The sequence below is a fragment of the Sphingobium sp. LSP13-1-1.1 genome (genome assembly GCF_040676415.1).
In the GTDB taxonomy this organism is placed as follows: domain Bacteria; phylum Pseudomonadota; class Alphaproteobacteria; order Sphingomonadales; family Sphingomonadaceae; genus Sphingobium.
In genome coordinates, this window is sequence record NZ_JBEGHU010000013.1 from 1 (window position 1) to 15,845 (window position 15,845).

Sequence of the window (15,845 nt, forward strand, 5' to 3'; positions counted from 1 at the left end):
AGGCCGGCGAGGTCGATTTCAACCATGTCGTCATCGAAACCTCCGGCCTGGCCGAGGCGGGCCCCATCCTCCAGGCTTTCCTGTCCGAACCCACGCTTGAGGGGCTCTTCCGGATGGGCGCGGTCGTTGCGACCGTCGATGCGGTGAACGCAGAGGCGACCCTGGCGGATCATCCCGTTTCCGTGCGGCAGGTCGCGCTGGCGGACAGCATTCTCCTGACCAAGACGGACCTGCTGGAACCTGCGGAGCGGGCGGCGCGCAAGGCGGCGCTGATCGCCCGCCTGGGCCAGATCAACCGCACCGCCCCTGTGCTGGAAAGCGATGACCTGGCGGCCGATCCGGTGGGCGTGATGCGCAAGCTGATGGCCGATCCGAGAGAGGATCCACAAGCCGCGAAGAGCTGGATGGAGGCCGCCCTTGGCGCGGCTCCCACCCATGAAGCGGCGGATGCGGAGCATGGCCATGAAGCGCATGCGCATGACAGTGGCATCGCGTCGTTCAACCTGATCCGGGACGAGCCGCTCCCGCGCGAGGCTCTGAACCTGCTGCTGACGTCCCTGGAAAAGCATCTCGGCGCCAATCTGCTCCGGGTGAAGGGGCTGGTGAATGTCAGGGAGGAACCCGGCCAGCCCGCCGTCATCCAGGGCGCGCAGCATCTGCTGCACAACCTGACCTGGCTGCCCGAATGGCCCGACGAGGATCAGCGCACGCGCATCGTCTTCATCACCCAGGATCTGCCCGCCGGCGAACTGGAAGAAATGGTGACATTGCTCGATCGCGTCGCACACCGAACCGCCCTCGCACGCATGAACGCAGGCGGAGCAGAACCCGCAAGGCCCATCTGAATATGTCTCATGCTGTTTTCCGGCTTCCTTCCAGAAGAGAAGATGATCGAATGCCTTTGAAAGGCAAATTTGCCCTTTCTGCAGTGGACACCATCGCCACGCCGGAGGGGGCTGGCGAGCGGCAAACGGCGACATTGACCCAGTCCGTCTATGCGCAGTTGCGCGCCGACATTCTCAGCGGGCGGATGCGTCCTGGCGAGAAGATCCGTGCCGAAGCCCTGCGCAAGCGATTCAACACGGCCAGCAGCCCCGTTCGGGAAGCTCTCAACCGGCTCCTTTCAGAAGGCTTCGTCGCGCTCGAGGAGCAGAAAGGCTTTCGTGTCGCGCCGGTGAGCGCCGAGGAGCTGAAGGAACTCGTCAAGACGCGCTGCTGGATCGATGGCCTGGCCATTCGTGAATCGATCGATCGGTTCGACCTGGCATGGGAGGAGAATCTCATACTCGCGCTCCATCATCTGTCGCGAACCCATCGCGGGGAGACGGGCCAGGGCGAAAGTTCCGAATGGGAAAGCCGGCACAAGGACTTCCACCTTGCTCTCATCGGCGGGTGCGGCAGCCGGTGGATCAAGCGGATCAGCGGCCAGTTGTTCGACGCCGCGGAACGCTATCGCCTTCTCGCGCTGGAGCAGGTCCTGGAGCGCAATGAGCTGCAGGAACATCGCGATCTGGTCGATGCATGCATCAATCGCGACGCCGATCGCGCGATCACCCTGCTCCAGCATCACTACGCCCAGACCTTCGAAGCGATTACCAACAAGCCCTAAGTCGCGGATCAGACCGAAAGCAAAACAGACGAAAACCTGTCCAAAATGGCGGGACCACCTCACATGCTCTGCTCGCCGATACATTGACGCGGCGGGGTGGATTGTCGTTGCGCAAATCGAACCCGAAGCTCTCCAACGGCACAACAGTGCATGATCGGTCGATCGATACATCCTGTCCTCTCCGGAGAGGCGCGCGCAAGGTCAGCCCCTGGCAATCATCTATGCGCCAGACCGTCAGCCGCAATCGCGCGGTTCAGGATGGCAACGTCGTCGATGTGATCGGGATGGAAGTCGCTGCGGAAAAAGGCCCAGTAGTGGCGCCAATTGCCACGGATCAGCCCGCCCTTGCCAAACAGGAACCTTGCAGCCTGCACCAATGTCCGACCCAGGGGAGGGCGATCGCGCCGATACATGTGCCACAGGCTGCGCGTCTGGAAACGTACCAGGAACTCGAAGCTCATCAAAACCATGGCCTTTCGCAGCATTGCGTGGGTGCCGCCCGCAGCCAGATAGACATCGAAGGCCACACTCTTGTGCTCGATCTCTTCGATCGCATGCCAACGCCACATTTTGGCTATCCCGGCATCGGCGCCGTCAAGCCAGTTTGTCCGGCCCAGAATGCCGCCCGCGATCGTTGCGGTCAGATGCTCATATGCGACAGTCGTCGCCAGCCAGAACAGTGGGTCGAGGTCTTGCAATTCCTCGGAATCGCTCCGGATCGCAGCTTCCAGCCAGTCAAGGCTATAACCCCGCGCGACGCACAATTCTTCGTTGAAGTGCTGATGCTCTCGGCGGTGGACATATTCCTGCGCCATGAAACCCCGCACCGCAGCCTTCAGGGCTGGGCTTGTCGCTGCCTTCTCGTTGGCGCGAACGCTGTCGATGAACGACTTCTCGCCATAGGGAAACAGGATCGACATCGCATTGAAGAAGGCGGTGCGGAACCAGTCCGACCCATTCCAGTCGGAGCTCAGGGCGGAATCAAGCGGGAATCGAATATCGCGAGGCTTAATCATGGGAACACCAGACCGTTGAACAGAATATAATAGCTATCACTACTATTTCTAATTGTCAAGGCGCCGGTCGGAGCGCTTCTCCTACGCCTTCCAATTCACACTCCGGACCCGGCGCTGCATCTGCGGCGCCAGGACATGGCGGGCGGAAGGTCGATCAGGCGTGGCGGATGAAGGAGCTGGGGCCTGGCAATGCCCCGCTGAAGCGGCTTGTCGCGGCCCTCGCGCCGGACAAGGCGATTCTGCAGGGGGCGTCGAAGCTGGCAGATTATTCGCGTACGGCAATCACACCGCCGCATCGACGAACAATATCGCTGCGGCCCGCGCGAAGCGCTTGTCGGGGCGCATATGAGTATCGTCGCCAAAGGTCGTGTTACCCTGACGCGCCTCCTTGCCCGCCGCCCTTCAGCTTCACCTTCACGCCGTTCGCTCGATTTTGGGGATGTTGCGCCTCGGTCGATGATAACGGACACAGTTTCGCTGGAGCAGACACCCGGTGCATTTGAAGGATAGAGGGCCAGGCCCCGTCATGCTGATCGCACCCTGCTGTTGACGAGCGCCGGACTGGTTTACGCCTCTCCCTGCGCCAGCCCCCGGATCGCCGCTGAAAGGAAAAGCCGCAACGCGGCGAGTTGAGCGTCCTGCTGCGGTTCGGAACATTCCATCGCGAACATCAGATTGATTGCAACCGTTTCAAGAATCACGATCGCCAGAGCTTCCGCCACCTGTCCAGACACGCCCGGATCAAGAGCAGTCAGAAAGGGAGCGAGATTGCGGGCATTTTCGATCGTGTCGGCGCGGTCGAGCAGGCGCAGTTCCGGGTTGGAACGAAGCGCATTCCAAATCGCGGGCGCGGCCTTTGCCTCGGCCAGATAGGCCGCCAGATCGGAAACGATATGCCCCGCGAGCGATTGGATGCCGATGTTTGATTTTACCAGCTCCTCTCCTGTGGAAAGGCGATGCTCGACCAGGGCGCCCAGACGCGCCAACTGCCGGGTGGCCAGTTCCCGAACCATTGCCGGCGCCGACGGGAAATAATGATAGACTGATGCAATGGGCAGACCAGCGCGCCTGCCCACCTCTCGCATCGACAGCCCGTCAAGCCCGGCCTCTGCGATCATCTCCTCTGCTGCGTCCAGCAGGGCCTGTTGCCTTTGCCGGCTACGTTCCTGTTTCAATGCCGACCGTGGTGCGACACGGTCGGCCAGATTATCCTGTTCCATCATGCCTTGTCCTGATCCTTCCCTTCGTCTCGTCGCCGTTCTTCCTTCCGGGAAATTCAGGCAAAGGCATCCACGGCATAACGTCCCTCGTCAACCAGAAGGCGATAGGCTTGCTCCGGATCCCTATCGAGCGCCCGGCCAGCAATTTCAACGATCAGCCTCTCAACCTCAGGCACCAGCGTCATGGCGTCTCCACAAACATAGATATGGGCGCCTCTGCCAATCAGCGTGGCAATATCCGCTGCGTCCGAAACCAGACGGCCTTGCACATAACGGTGGCCGTCCTGGGGTGCGCGGGAGAATGCAGGGCGCACGTCAACCACAGAATCGGCTTGCCATGCGGCGAACTCATCACGGTAGAGCCAGTCCTTGTCTGGGTGGCGACAGCCGAAGAAGAGCAGCGCCGGCCCGGTGGTTTCCCCGGCACCACGCCGCAGCGCCCGTTCCTCCACAAAGCCGCGGAACGGCGCGATGCCACTTCCCGCTGCGATCATGATGATCGGTGTGGCCGGGTCATCAGGTAACCGGAAATGGCGCGGCCCCGGGTGCAGAGCGACTGCCAACTGCGCACCATCCTCCAGACGCGCCAGGAAATTGGATGCAACGCCGAGATGACGGCCTTTGCCCGATCGAGCCGGGGCATCGACGATCGATACCGTCAGCGCGCATCGTCCGGCGTCAGCGAGCGGGGACGAGGCGATGGAATAGCGGCGGGGCGCCATGGGCGGCAGGACTGCAAGCAGGGCTGCCAGATCAACGCTGCAGGACGGCAGGCTTTCCAGAAGCGACAATGTTCCCAGCCGGCATTCGGTGACTTCCCGTTCGAAAACGGCCGGGTCCAGCATGGCCTGTGCCCGCGCGCGTTCGGGGGGACATTGGGTTGACTGCGCAAAGAGACGAAGCTGCGGCATCGTCGCGGGCTGTTCCAGTTCCACAAAATCCGATAGCAGTTCCCGCACACTGACCGCTTCGCTGGCGGGCAAAGGCAGGGTCAGCCCCGCATCGTCACGAACGACCACGCGCATGTCCGGGTCCAGTCCGAGCCGGTGCAACGCCCTGTTCACTGTCTCCACGGGGTTGCTTGCCAACACCGACAAGTGATCGCCCGGCTGGTAGCTCAGCCCTGGCGGCAGGGCGATCTCGAAATGTCGCTTGTCGCTGGCGGCCTCCAGCATTCCCCCCCGTGTCAGCGGAACATTGCGCAGGCACTTGCCGGGCCGGAAACCGCCCAGCGAACGCCCCCGCAACGGGGGCAGCATTTCGATTGTCGGCTCCACAGACCGCAGGCATTCCCCGCCACCAAAGGCTTCGGCAAGGGCAGGCCATAATCCTGCCATCCACGCTTCCGCCGCTTCCACGAAATTGCCCGCGGCATCCGCGACTCCGCGTTCGACAAGACGGCTTGCGCCTGCCCTTTCCAACGCGTCATCGACCCGTGAGGGGATCGCCTGATAGGTACGCGCCCATTGCCTGTTGCCACAGCCCAATACCGCGAAGCGCCCACCCGTCAGCATGCCCGGGTCCATCTGATCGAGCCATGCCACGAACTGCCTGGCATTGTCGGGCGGCAATCCTTCATAGGATGCCGTCACGATCACGACAGCGCCATCCTTGGGCAGGTCGGCGACCGCTTCATCCATCGCGGCCAGACGGGGCCGGTAGCCGCGCGCTGCGCCATCGGTCACGATCTGACGGGCGAAGGCCAGGCTCGATCCGGAATTGCCGCCATATAATATCAGCAGCGGTGTATCCGTCCCGTCCATACCGGGATATTGCCGCGCCTGGGCAGCGGTGCTGGTTTCGGAGGGCGTTCGCAGCACGGGCACGATGCCTGAGGGCTGGCGCCGGCGCGCGCGGATGCGCAATCCTTCCGGCTTCATGGTTAGCGTTTCTGCCACCTTGAGCCGGTAATTCGGATCGGCACGGGTTATGTCGAACCGCTGCAACATCATCGACAGGACCAGCAGGGCTTCCTGCATCGCGAAACCGCGGCCGATGCAGGCGCGCTGCCCATTGCCGAAAGGCTTCCAGCTATTGGGCGGCAGGCGTTCTGCCATACCATCCGCAAAGCGTTCCGGCCGGAACAGCGCCGCATCCTCTCCCCATATTGCCGGATCGCGGTGCAGCGCGGGCAGCAATATCAGCAGTTCATCTCCCGGCTTGAGCGGATAGAGACCGGCGAGCATGGTGGGCGCATGCGGTGTGACGGCGAATGCGGGTGCCGTGGGCCACAGGCGCAGCGATTCCATCAATATCTGCTCGATGAACTTCAAATCCGCCAGATCATCGAGATTTGGATCACGATCACCCAGAACGGAATCCACCAGTTGCTGCGCTTTTTCCAGAATATCCGGATTTTCCAGCAGCAAATGGGTTGCGAACGACAGAAGGCCGCTGGTCGTTTCATGCCCTGCGATCAGAAAGGTCACAAGCTGGTGGCGGATATTTTCATCAGCCAAGCGTCCACCGGTCACCGGATCGATACCGGTCAACATCGAATCCAGCAGATCGCCGCGCTGCCCGACCCGACCTTCTTTCCGCCGCGTGGCCATCAGCGCATCCGCCATGTCGTGCATCACAGCAATATCGCGTTCGAACCGGCGGCGTTTGCCGAGCATGGCTCGGGTAACGAATTCCGGGCGGCGATCCCGCGCGGAAGCCTCCAGCAGCGTATCGACCATCGCGTCGATGAATGGATGCATGTCTTCCCGATAGAAGCTGTTGAACCGGACATCGAACGCGCACAAGGCCAGCGTATCGAGCGTCAGCCGCGTCATCGCGTCAGCAACGTCGATTTCCGCATCCTGTCCAAAACGCTCCCAACGATCGAACATCTGGTGCGCGATGTCGAGCATCTTGCCCACCATATCCCTGATCCCCAGCGGACCGAAGGCTGGCATCAGGATGCGATGCGCGAGTGCCCAATTGGGTTCATCGCCATAAGCCGTGAACAGGCCGTCGCCTACTGCGGGACGAAGGCTGACAAGGGCACTGTGCACATGCTTGCCGAAGCGGCTCTCGTCGCACAGTTCATTCACATATTTCTGGGCGCTGACGACGATAGTAGATTGGCCCAGCACGGATAGTCGGAAAATCGGACCATGCTTGGCGCAAAGTTGCGTCAGGCTTTGCAATGGCGTCTGGCCATCCAGTTCGAAAAGATGCCCGACAAAAGGAAAGCTGGGCGGTGAAGGTAGGGGATTTGATGCCATGAAAGCGAACCTTTCCGATCAATGATCGAGTTTATATATCGATCATTGATCGGCTTTTCAAACCTGCAAGGAATTTGTAATTCCCTTGGGATCATATGAACTCGGCCAGCAGGGGCTGAACCGCGTCCCATGAGCCGCCACGGGCGCAACATCGCTGCGCCCGTGACAAGAATTGCAATGCCTGGGTGACTGAATTCAGGGATGCGCAGCCTGACGTGACCGTGCGGTCCGGATGCTGGACGCTATTTCCCGTCGGCTAGTGCCGGAAGCTCGCGCGCCAGAATCCGGTCCCGGACCCGGACCGGCAGCATCAGGGCCAACCGGGTAAGCGCGGCAGTGCGCCAGGGGAACGGATAATGGATATGTCCCTTCCTGATCGCATGTAGAATGTGATCGACAGCCTTCTCTTCGGAGATTTCCATGGGGGAGGGCATGCCATCGCCGACGGTCGCTTCGGTCGCGACAAATCCCGGATAGACGGTTAGAAAGCGGATGCCATATTGGGCGAATTCGATGCGGCAAGTATCGATCAGAAGCTTTGCACCGCCTTTCGCTGCTGAATATGGCCCTTGCAACGGAACGCCGATCAGTCCGGCCAGCGAATTGGTGTGTACGACCAGACCGCCCATTTGCGTGCGCATCTGATCCAGAACGGGAAAGAGGTAGTTGACGACTACATCATAGTTGGACCGCATGTAGGCTTTGACCTCGGCGGCATTCATCCGCCGCATGTCAATCGCGGGGGCGCCCCCAGCATTGAGCACGACCACGTCGATCCGGCCAAAACGGGACACGACGTCACGCACAACCTGGGCGGCGGCCTCTTCATCCTGCGCATCGGCCGGGAAGACGGCGCATGTGCCGCCGCCTGCAGTGATTTCCTGCACTAGCGTTTCGAGTTTTCCAGCGCGGCGCGCGGTGGCGGCCACCAGGGCTTTCTCTGCTGCGATCCGCCTCGCAAAGATTCGACCCATGCCCGACGACGCGCCGACGATCAGGACCACCTTACCGGCGAAAAACTGCCGCAGATCAGTCATGGGTCACTCCTGAAGACAGTATTGCAGCGAACATGCTCCGACCACGGACGTTCAACGTTGGCCGTATCGGGAAAAGGCGTCCAATATTCTGTCCATTTCATCCTGTTCCAGGAGGACAGGGCCGCCAATGGCCAGTGTGCCCCAATATATGGCTGCCTGTTCCTCAATCTCTTCCGCTATCGCGAAGGCGTAAGACAGGTTCGGACCGACGGCGATCAGCCCATGATTGGCCATCAGGCAGGCCCGCCGCCCATCCAGAGCGGTCACCACATTTTTCGCCAGATCGTCGCTGCCGAAAGTGGCATAGGGAGCAACCGGCACGGATGCCTTTCCACCCACCGCCACCATATAGTGTAACGGCGGTATCTCTCGTCCGGCGCAAGCCAGGATGGTCGAGTGGCGGGCGTGACAATGGACAACGGCTTGGGCGTCAGGCCGCCTTTCATAGACGCCCATATGCATGCGCCATTCGCTCGACGGACGCGGTCCTTCGGGTGCAGTCCATCCGTCTTCTCTGACAAATGTGATGGTGTCAGGCGTCAGTTCATCCGGGACGACACCGGAGGGTGTGACCAGCATGCCATCCCGCCAGCGCGCCGACACATTACCCGAAGTGCCGCGATTGAGGCCTCGCGCGTCCATTTTCCGCATCACCGCGACGATAGTCTTGCGCAGTTCCAGTTCTTTGCTCACGCTGCAATCCCCTGCCGCAATGGTGCCGTCCGGGCGAAATCCCATGTCGTATCGAAGCCTTGCAACGCGCCAGTGGTCCCGACCGCCTGCGCCACTTGCGCCGCGGTTGCACTGGCAAAACGGAGGCAATCCTCAAGCGGCAAGTCCCGGCCGCGGGCGGCGTGAAAGCCGGCGCAAAAGGAATCTCCGCAACTGGTCGTATCGACAGGAACGATATTGAACCCGGGCACCGCGATCTTCTGTTCCCTGGTAATCAGCAAGGCGCCTTGCGCCCCCATCTTGAACACGCACCCTCCGGCACCGAGATTCATGAAAAAGGCTGCTGCCTCGTTCGGATCTTCGGTCCCGGCAAGATAGCTGATCTCCGAAAGGCTCGGCATGAACAGATCGACAAAGGGTAGTAATCGGGCAAGATCCTGCATCGACTCTTCGGACGGTACGATCAGATCACATGTGATGAACGCCCCTGCCGTCCGTGCCGCTCGTAGAAAATCTGCTCCGCTGTCCTTTACGCCAGGGAAGCCCACTGCCCCCCAATGAACGCCCTTTGCCTGATTGGCCGCTGCCCATGCGCCGGCCGGGATGTCGGCCATGACGCTGGCGCCTATCATGTGGAAAATGGGTCGCGCGCCATCGGACCGGACCGGCAGGACGGTCGTCGATGTCGGCATTGCATCACTGGTTTCCAGCATGGCCGTGTCGACGCCGCCTTCTTCCAGCATGGAGCGGACAATGCGGCCCTGCGGATCAGATCCCACAGCAGACACGATAGTGGCGGACAATCCCAGTTTTGCCGCGACATAGGCTGTCCCGGCGGCCGTCCCTGCTGGTGCAAGGCAGATACGCTCCACCAACTGTCCGCCGTCCGGTTCGGGCAAGGCGTCAACGGGATAGACCGTCACGTCCAGGGTCGTCAGGCCGACCGCCATCAGGTCACAGCGGTTCGTCATGTCCTCTCTCCCCTCACGCCGCTTCTGCGCCTTCGGTCTCGGCCATCGCCATCAATAGGGGATGTGGCTGAAGCGAGGACAGGCGTGACGCGATGACGGCAAATGCTTCGTCGGCGACGGCAACGGTCATGGCGATATCCGCCTCCGTCATGGCAGCGCACAGGAACATATTATGCCAGGGGTGCATGTAGACACCCCGCTTCAGCATTTCTTCCGTCCAAGCATAGCCGATGCGGCAATCCGGATCATCGGTGAACATGATAAGCGGCATCTGGACCGGACCGGTCTGCCGCAAGGTGAAACCGTGACGAGCTGCAACGGCATCCAGCCCTTCGCGCAACTGCGTGCCCAGCTTTATCCCCTGTTCGAGATAGTCGCTGTCCCGGATGAGCTTCAGCGTCTCCAGCGCAGCCGCCATGGGCACCGCCGAGAACCAGAACGATCCGGTAACGTAGATGGAACCCGCACCCTCACGGCAGCGGTCGGACCCAAGAAGCGCGGAGATTGGAAGACCGTTTGCGAGCGATTTCCCCCAGCAACTGAGGTCCGGCTTGACGTCCACCAGTGCCCAGCTGCAATCGCGGGCCAGCCGGAATCCCGCACGCACTTCATCGATGATCAGCATGGCGCCCGTCGCATCGCAAAGTTCCCTGGCGCGGTGCGCATAAGCCCGGTCCGGCAATTCCTGATCCGCGAACACGTCATGCTTGAACGGTGAGGCAAAGATCGCAGCCAGATCATCGCCAGCAGCCTCCACCGCCGCGTTCAGGCTTTCGACATCGTTGTAGATATAGCTGCGGTGGAACGCGCGATCCTCAGGCAGTGTCCCAGCGGGGACCGGCGTACACCAGGGCGCGGCTCCATGATAGGCACCCTGCGCGACCAGCACGATCCTTTTACCCGTCTGCGCGCGCGCCGACATCATGGCCATGGTGGTTGCGTCAGTGCCGTTCTTGCAGAACATGGCCCAGTCAGCATGGCTGACCATCGACACCATCGTTTCGGCCAGTTCCACCATTAGGGGCGACGGTCCGGTCAGCGTATCGCCCCGTGACATCTGATCGATCGCCACATCATTGATGCACTTGACGCCGTAGCCGAACAGGCTTGGGCCATAGGCACACATGAAATCCAGATAACGGTTTCCATCCTCGTCCCAGATATAGGCCCCCTCGGCACGCTCAAAAAATTGCGGGAAGCTTTCCGGCAGAAGCCGGGTCGACTCATGCCCGTACATTCCGTTGGGAATCACTTTCAACGCGCGCGCTTTCAGCGCCTGATCTGCCTGTCGCTTCATGAGCCAAGTCTCCTGTTCATCGTTGCCGGTAAACAGCGCGACATCCCATCTGTTGTCAAGAAAAATATAATGATGACTATCTTTTGTGCCGCCTAGTGTCGCTTTCCCAGCGGCTGGGGCCAGTTGTTGCAGCGTCAGACGACAAGGCGCATGGCTGTGCGGCGCCACAGGATGACGTCGTGGAAGGTTTCGGGATCAAAGGGAGTAGTCGACAGGCATGGCTGGCCGGGCCGAATATAGTGGCCCGGTTGCGCCGACAATCATGGCGTTCCGGCAGTAATGATCTGCCTTAATTCTCGCCGATAAGGTCGCGATAATAAAGGGCCATCATTCGTGCGACCTCTGTTGCGACATGCCCTTCCAGTGCCGGATTATCGATCATCAACTCATTCGCGGCGGTCGTCAGACTGGTGCTCAAAACGGTCGCAGCCCGTAGTCTCTCTTCGTCCAGGTCGGGACGGACGGGCCGCAGCCGTTGATACAGGGCGTCGGCAACGGCATCGATCGATTCGGCCCGCACTTCGCGCAGGATCGGAACGGCGCGCATCACCCGGAGAATCCACGCGCCGCCCGGTTGATCCTGCGCGATTTTCCTGACACGGCGCAGCAACTCGACATTGCGTTGCACATCCTCTTCCAGGGTGATCGGGCGCTCGGCATTGCCCGCCGCCAGCCATTCGAACACGACTTCATCCTCGGCCGCGAGCAGCCGTCGCCCCATTTCCCGCAATATGGCGTATTTGTTGGGGAAATAGCGATAGAGTGCGGGCGGCGTCAGCCCGGCCCTTTGCGCCACCATGTTGGTCGATAGCCGTTCGATCCCGACTTCTCCCAGCAGTTCGCCGGTTACTTCAAGGATCAGTTCGAATGTCGCCTTCGCGCGATCCTGCGAAGGTTCCATTTTCGTATTCAGGGATATCTGGTCGGCCGCGCTCTTCCCGGCGGGAGATTTTCCTTTCGACGCTCTTGGCGCTTTCGGCTTCTCTCTGGTCATAAACGTCCCCGAATCACCTTTCTAAATCTAACCTGCGTTACCCCTTTGCGACGTCGTCACCCTCGTTCTCGACGGGGGCTCCCCCCGGCCTGGTCGCGCTTTTTCGGCACGTTACTGGCACAGGTAATCGCCGGAGATCAGGGCAGAAAGCGCGCTTAACAGCATCTGGCGAAAAACGATATAAAAAATAGTCTTGTCTATATGGTAATCTTCACTATCTTTTTGGAACCTTGTCACGGCATCAGGAAGCGGATCTCGGTTGATCGAGGCGCCAACGACAAATCAAGACATCAAAAGGGGGAAAGCATGATACGAAATTACCTCTTGGCCAGTTCAGCCCTGTCCCTTCTGCTTCTCGCCGTTCCGGCCGCAGCGCAGACAGGCCCTGCCAGCGATCGCGGCCCTGGTGCCGGAGAACCTGCCGATATCGTCGTGACCGCCAACAAACGCAGCGAACGGTTGCAGGACGTTCCTATCGCCATTTCAGCGCTCGCGGACAAAGACGTCCAGAACCGCCATATAACCAGCGCGCTTGATCTCAACAATATCGTGCCGGGCCTTCGGCTCACCACATCGGATGCGGCCGCCAATCCCAAAATCTTCATCCGAGGCGTGGGGCTTTCCGACTTCAATCCAGGTTCGGCAAGCGGCGTCGGGATTTATGTCGACGGCGTCTATGTCGGTTCTCCCCTCGCGCAGCTCGCCGGCTTCTATGACATTGATCGGATTGAAGTGCTGCGCGGTCCGCAAGGCACTTTATATGGGCGGAATACCACTGGCGGGGCGATCAATGTCATCACGAAACGTCCGACCTGGAAATATGCCGGCGACGCGTCGGTCGACTATGGCGAGTATAGCAGCGTCACATTGAATGCGGGCGTCGGCGGTCCGATAATCGCGGACAAGCTGGCTTTCCGCGTTTCCGGCCAAAGGGTCAGCAGCGATGGCTTTGCTGACAATCGTCAGACGCGCCGTGAGGCCGGAGCCGCGGACCGCTGGGCGGTGCGCGGCCAGTTGCTGTTCACGCCGGCCAGCAATGTGGAAATTCTTGCCCAGGCGAGCTTTTTCCGGAACCGCGGCGACGCGATTCAGGTCAAGCATCGTTCCCTGTTCCCCACTGCACCGCAATTTGCCGGTTCCGACGGGCTATGCGCGCCCGCATATTACAATTCATCCGGCTGTACGGACCTGTTGGGCTATAGCGATACCGATCCGCGTCCCCGATCGCTGGAAGATAATGTGGACGGCAAGGACAAGGTGGATGTCACCACCGCAAACCTATCCGCCACCATCGAAATGGGCGCAGTCGATCTGATTGCCATTACTGCCTATCAGAATGCCTGGCGCGACGACCGGGAAAATACCGACGCCAGCCCGCTGCAGATGATCGAAGGGCATTTCCATACCAAGCAGCGTCAGTTCAGCCAAGAATTGCGCCTGCAATCCCACGGGCAGACGCGCCTCAGGTGGGTGGCGGGCGTTTATTACATGCACGATCATCTAAATGACGACAGTTCGTTCGACACCCTGCGGGATTTACGCCCGATGTTCATTACGGACAACAATCCGACAGGTCTCAGCATCGAAAATTCGGTGGGGGTCTTTGGTTGGCCTAACATCCAGAAGGTCGACAGCTATGCGGTGTTCGGCCAGGCTGATTACGATGTTTCAGATCGTCTGACATTAACGGGCGGTCTACGCTGGTCGGCAGACCGGAAATCCCTGAATTATACCAGCCAGGTTGATAATGGCCTGGCTGTCCTGTTGCATTTCAACGGTCGGAAGACCTTCAGCGACTGGTCTGGCCGCACCGGCATCAATTACCGACTGGGGACTGATGCGCGCATCTACGCCACTTACAATCGCGGTTACAAGTCCGGCGGTTTCTTTGGGGGATTGGCCAGCAGTGTTGCGCAGATCGAACCTTATGACAACGAAATCCTGAACGCTTATGAGGTCGGTCTGAAGACAAATTTGTTCGGTCGTAAGATCCGCGCAAACTTGTCCGCTTTCTATTATGATTACCAGAACCAGCAGGTTTTCTCGCAGGCCTTGCGCAACGGCCTGACCATGCAAATACTCGATAATGCCGCCAGTTCCCGCTCCTATGGCGGCGAAGCGGAACTGGCAGGCGAAATATCCCGCAATCTGAGCTTCTCCTTCTCGGTCGCCTATCTTGACAGCAAGATTCTGAAATATGTGTCGGACGGACAGGATTTCTCCGGTAATGTCCTGCAAAACTCGCCCAAATGGTCGATCGGGGGCTCCATCAGCTATAACATGCCCCTGGCAGATGGCAGCGCGATCGTGTCGAGCATCGACGCCAACTGGCGCAGCCGGGTCTTTTTCGACAACACGCAGCGGAACCGACTGTCCGACGGTCCCGCAACGGTCGTCAACGGTCAGATCGGCTGGCGTTCATCCAACAGCAAGATTGAGATGGGTGTGTTCGCCAAGAACCTCTTCAACAAGACCTATCTGCTCTATATTTCGCCCATCGACAGTTTGGGCGTCGATGAATTGAGCTATGCTCCGCCACGGGTCGCAGGCGCATACGCAAGGATCAATTTCTGATGCACGATGCGAACCGACTGGGACACGGCCATATTCCGGTCTGTCTGGCAGCCGGTTCCATCGGCTTGCTTGTCCTTGGAGTCGAGCCAATTCTGTTGGGCGCCCTGACGGTCGAAGGTCGCCTGTCCGAAGGAGGGGTCGGTCCTTTGGCGATGTGCGAACTGACAATGATCGCGCTGGGGTCGCTCGGCGGGCTCCGGTTGTTGCGGTTCATGCAAACGCAGGCTGTCCTCGCCGGAGGCAGCATATTGTTGGTGCTGGCCAACTTGCTGCTCGTCGGCCGATCTGGGTTGCCGTGGCTGGCCATGGGGCGCGGCATGGCAGGAGTAGGGGAAGGCACTCTGCTGGCGTTGGCCGGATCCGCGATAGCGACAAGCGTAAACCCGGAGCGTCTGTCGGCCTTCTTCCTTGCGGCGCAGACAATCCTGCAACTTGTCGTCGCCCAGTTCATGCCTTCCGTCCTCTGGCGGGGTTCGGCAACCGACGGAGCCTTGCTGATCCTGTCCCTGTCGGGCGTGGCGAGCCTGATGATGGTTCCATGGGCGCCCCGCCGCCTTCGTCCTCCTCCGCCCGATCCGGCGGGGGGTGGCATACCCAGGAACGGCATAGTCCTGTTGGCAACGGCGGGTCTCTATATTGGCGGCATCATCGCCACATGGAGTTATCTCGGCGTCGTTCTTGGGCATTTCGGCTATAGTTCAGGCCAGCGGGGATCGCTTGTCGCATTGTGCCTTGGCAGCCAGGTCATCGGCGCCTTCGCCGCCGCGCGGTGGGGAGAATATCTGGCGGATCGTGCCGTCATCCTGGCTGCTGCCATGATCCAACCGGTGCTGGTGGCGGTACTCGCATTGGCGGGAGCGGTGGCGTGGGTGCCGTGGGTCTTTGTCGCGGGTTATGGATTTTTGTGGCTGTTCGGCCAACCATTCTACACCGGCATGCTGATCTCGGTGGATCGCCGGCGGCGTGCAGTACTCTATCTGCCGGTCAGCCAACTGGCCGGGTCAGCGCTGGTGCCTTTCATGGCCAGCATCATTGTCGATCATTTCGGGGCTATTGGCGCCTTGTGGTTCAGTGTCGGAACATTCCTGTCCGGCGGGGTCCTGATACTGCTCGTTACATGGCAGGCTTCGCCGGAAGGCGTAACAATGCCGGATGACCCGATCGTGCCGGAAAACGGAAGATGAGGGACTGAATGCAGTCCTTGGCGGGGCCGGAACGGTCTTCCCTCCACTTCCATCAACAG

Annotated in this window: 12 protein-coding genes and 1 pseudogene; 5 read left to right on the top strand and 8 right to left on the bottom strand. The window is 60.4% G+C overall.

Features of this window, described 5'->3' with window-relative positions:
• Both MRBLSP13_RS10435 and MRBLSP13_RS10440 read left to right on the top strand, forming a co-directional pair.
• The coding region (locus MRBLSP13_RS10435; RefSeq protein WP_363754372.1) for a CobW family GTP-binding protein at positions 1-845 on the top strand (845 nt) is incomplete at its 5' end.
• An 83-nt stretch (positions 846-928) separates the two neighbouring features.
• Positions 929-1,609, top strand: a complete 681-nt coding sequence (locus MRBLSP13_RS10440) for a GntR family transcriptional regulator (protein ID WP_363754374.1) — start codon at positions 929-931, stop codon at positions 1,607-1,609.
• A gap of 215 nt (positions 1,610-1,824) precedes the next feature.
• On the opposite strand, the gene MRBLSP13_RS10445 is transcribed toward MRBLSP13_RS10440, so the two are convergent.
• The 8 genes from MRBLSP13_RS10445 to MRBLSP13_RS10480 all read right to left on the bottom strand — a co-directional run bounded on the left by MRBLSP13_RS10445 (position 1,825) and on the right by MRBLSP13_RS10480 (position 11,935).
• Positions 1,825-2,625, bottom strand: a complete 801-nt coding sequence (locus MRBLSP13_RS10445; RefSeq protein WP_363754377.1) for a metal-dependent hydrolase — start codon at positions 2,623-2,625, stop codon at positions 1,825-1,827.
• A 566-nt stretch (positions 2,626-3,191) separates the two neighbouring features.
• Positions 3,192-3,848 (bottom strand): helix-turn-helix domain-containing protein, encoded by a 657-nt coding sequence (locus tag MRBLSP13_RS10450; RefSeq protein WP_363735796.1) that lies wholly within the window; start codon positions 3,846-3,848, stop codon positions 3,192-3,194.
• A 53-nt stretch (positions 3,849-3,901) separates the two neighbouring features.
• The gene (locus tag MRBLSP13_RS10455) at positions 3,902-7,057 is read right to left on the bottom strand and encodes a bifunctional cytochrome P450/NADPH--P450 reductase (protein WP_363735795.1); all 3,156 of its coding nucleotides are present in this window, start codon (positions 7,055-7,057) and stop codon (positions 3,902-3,904) included.
• A gap of 242 nt (positions 7,058-7,299) precedes the next feature.
• On the bottom strand, positions 7,300-8,094 hold the full coding sequence (locus MRBLSP13_RS10460; protein WP_363735794.1) for an SDR family NAD(P)-dependent oxidoreductase: 795 nt from the start codon (positions 8,092-8,094) through the stop codon (positions 7,300-7,302).
• A 51-nt stretch (positions 8,095-8,145) separates the two neighbouring features.
• On the bottom strand, positions 8,146-8,787 hold the full coding sequence (locus tag MRBLSP13_RS10465; RefSeq protein ID WP_363735793.1) for a class II aldolase/adducin family protein: 642 nt from the start codon (positions 8,785-8,787) through the stop codon (positions 8,146-8,148).
• Positions 8,784-9,737: a carbohydrate kinase family protein gene (locus MRBLSP13_RS10470; RefSeq protein WP_363735792.1), complete on the bottom strand. Its 954-nt coding sequence runs from the start codon at positions 9,735-9,737 to the stop codon at positions 8,784-8,786. The genes MRBLSP13_RS10465 and MRBLSP13_RS10470 overlap by 4 nt, the downstream gene beginning before the upstream one ends.
• A gap of 13 nt (positions 9,738-9,750) precedes the next feature.
• Positions 9,751-11,202, bottom strand: coding sequence for an aminotransferase class III-fold pyridoxal phosphate-dependent enzyme (locus tag MRBLSP13_RS10475; protein WP_363754379.1), 1,452 nt, complete (start codon positions 11,200-11,202; stop codon positions 9,751-9,753).
• 121 nt (positions 11,203-11,323) lie between these two features.
• A complete protein-coding gene (locus MRBLSP13_RS10480) occupies positions 11,324-11,935 on the bottom strand; it encodes a TetR/AcrR family transcriptional regulator (protein WP_363735790.1) in 612 nt (203 codons plus the stop codon).
• 399 nt (positions 11,936-12,334) lie between these two features.
• Between MRBLSP13_RS10480 and MRBLSP13_RS10485 the strand changes: the two are divergent.
• The 3 genes and pseudogenes from MRBLSP13_RS10485 to MRBLSP13_RS10495 form a co-directional block, all read left to right on the top strand.
• A pseudogene (locus MRBLSP13_RS10485) lies at positions 12,335-12,754 on the top strand (TonB-dependent receptor plug domain-containing protein); the annotation flags it as partial.
• Between the two features lie 276 nt (positions 12,755-13,030).
• Positions 13,031-14,602: a TonB-dependent receptor gene (locus MRBLSP13_RS10490; RefSeq protein ID WP_363754414.1), complete on the top strand. Its 1,572-nt coding sequence runs from the start codon at positions 13,031-13,033 to the stop codon at positions 14,600-14,602.
• A 95-nt stretch (positions 14,603-14,697) separates the two neighbouring features.
• Positions 14,698-15,786: a hypothetical protein gene (locus MRBLSP13_RS10495; RefSeq protein ID WP_363754381.1), complete on the top strand. Its 1,089-nt coding sequence runs from the start codon at positions 14,698-14,700 to the stop codon at positions 15,784-15,786.
• Positions 15,787-15,845 lie beyond the last annotated feature (59 nt).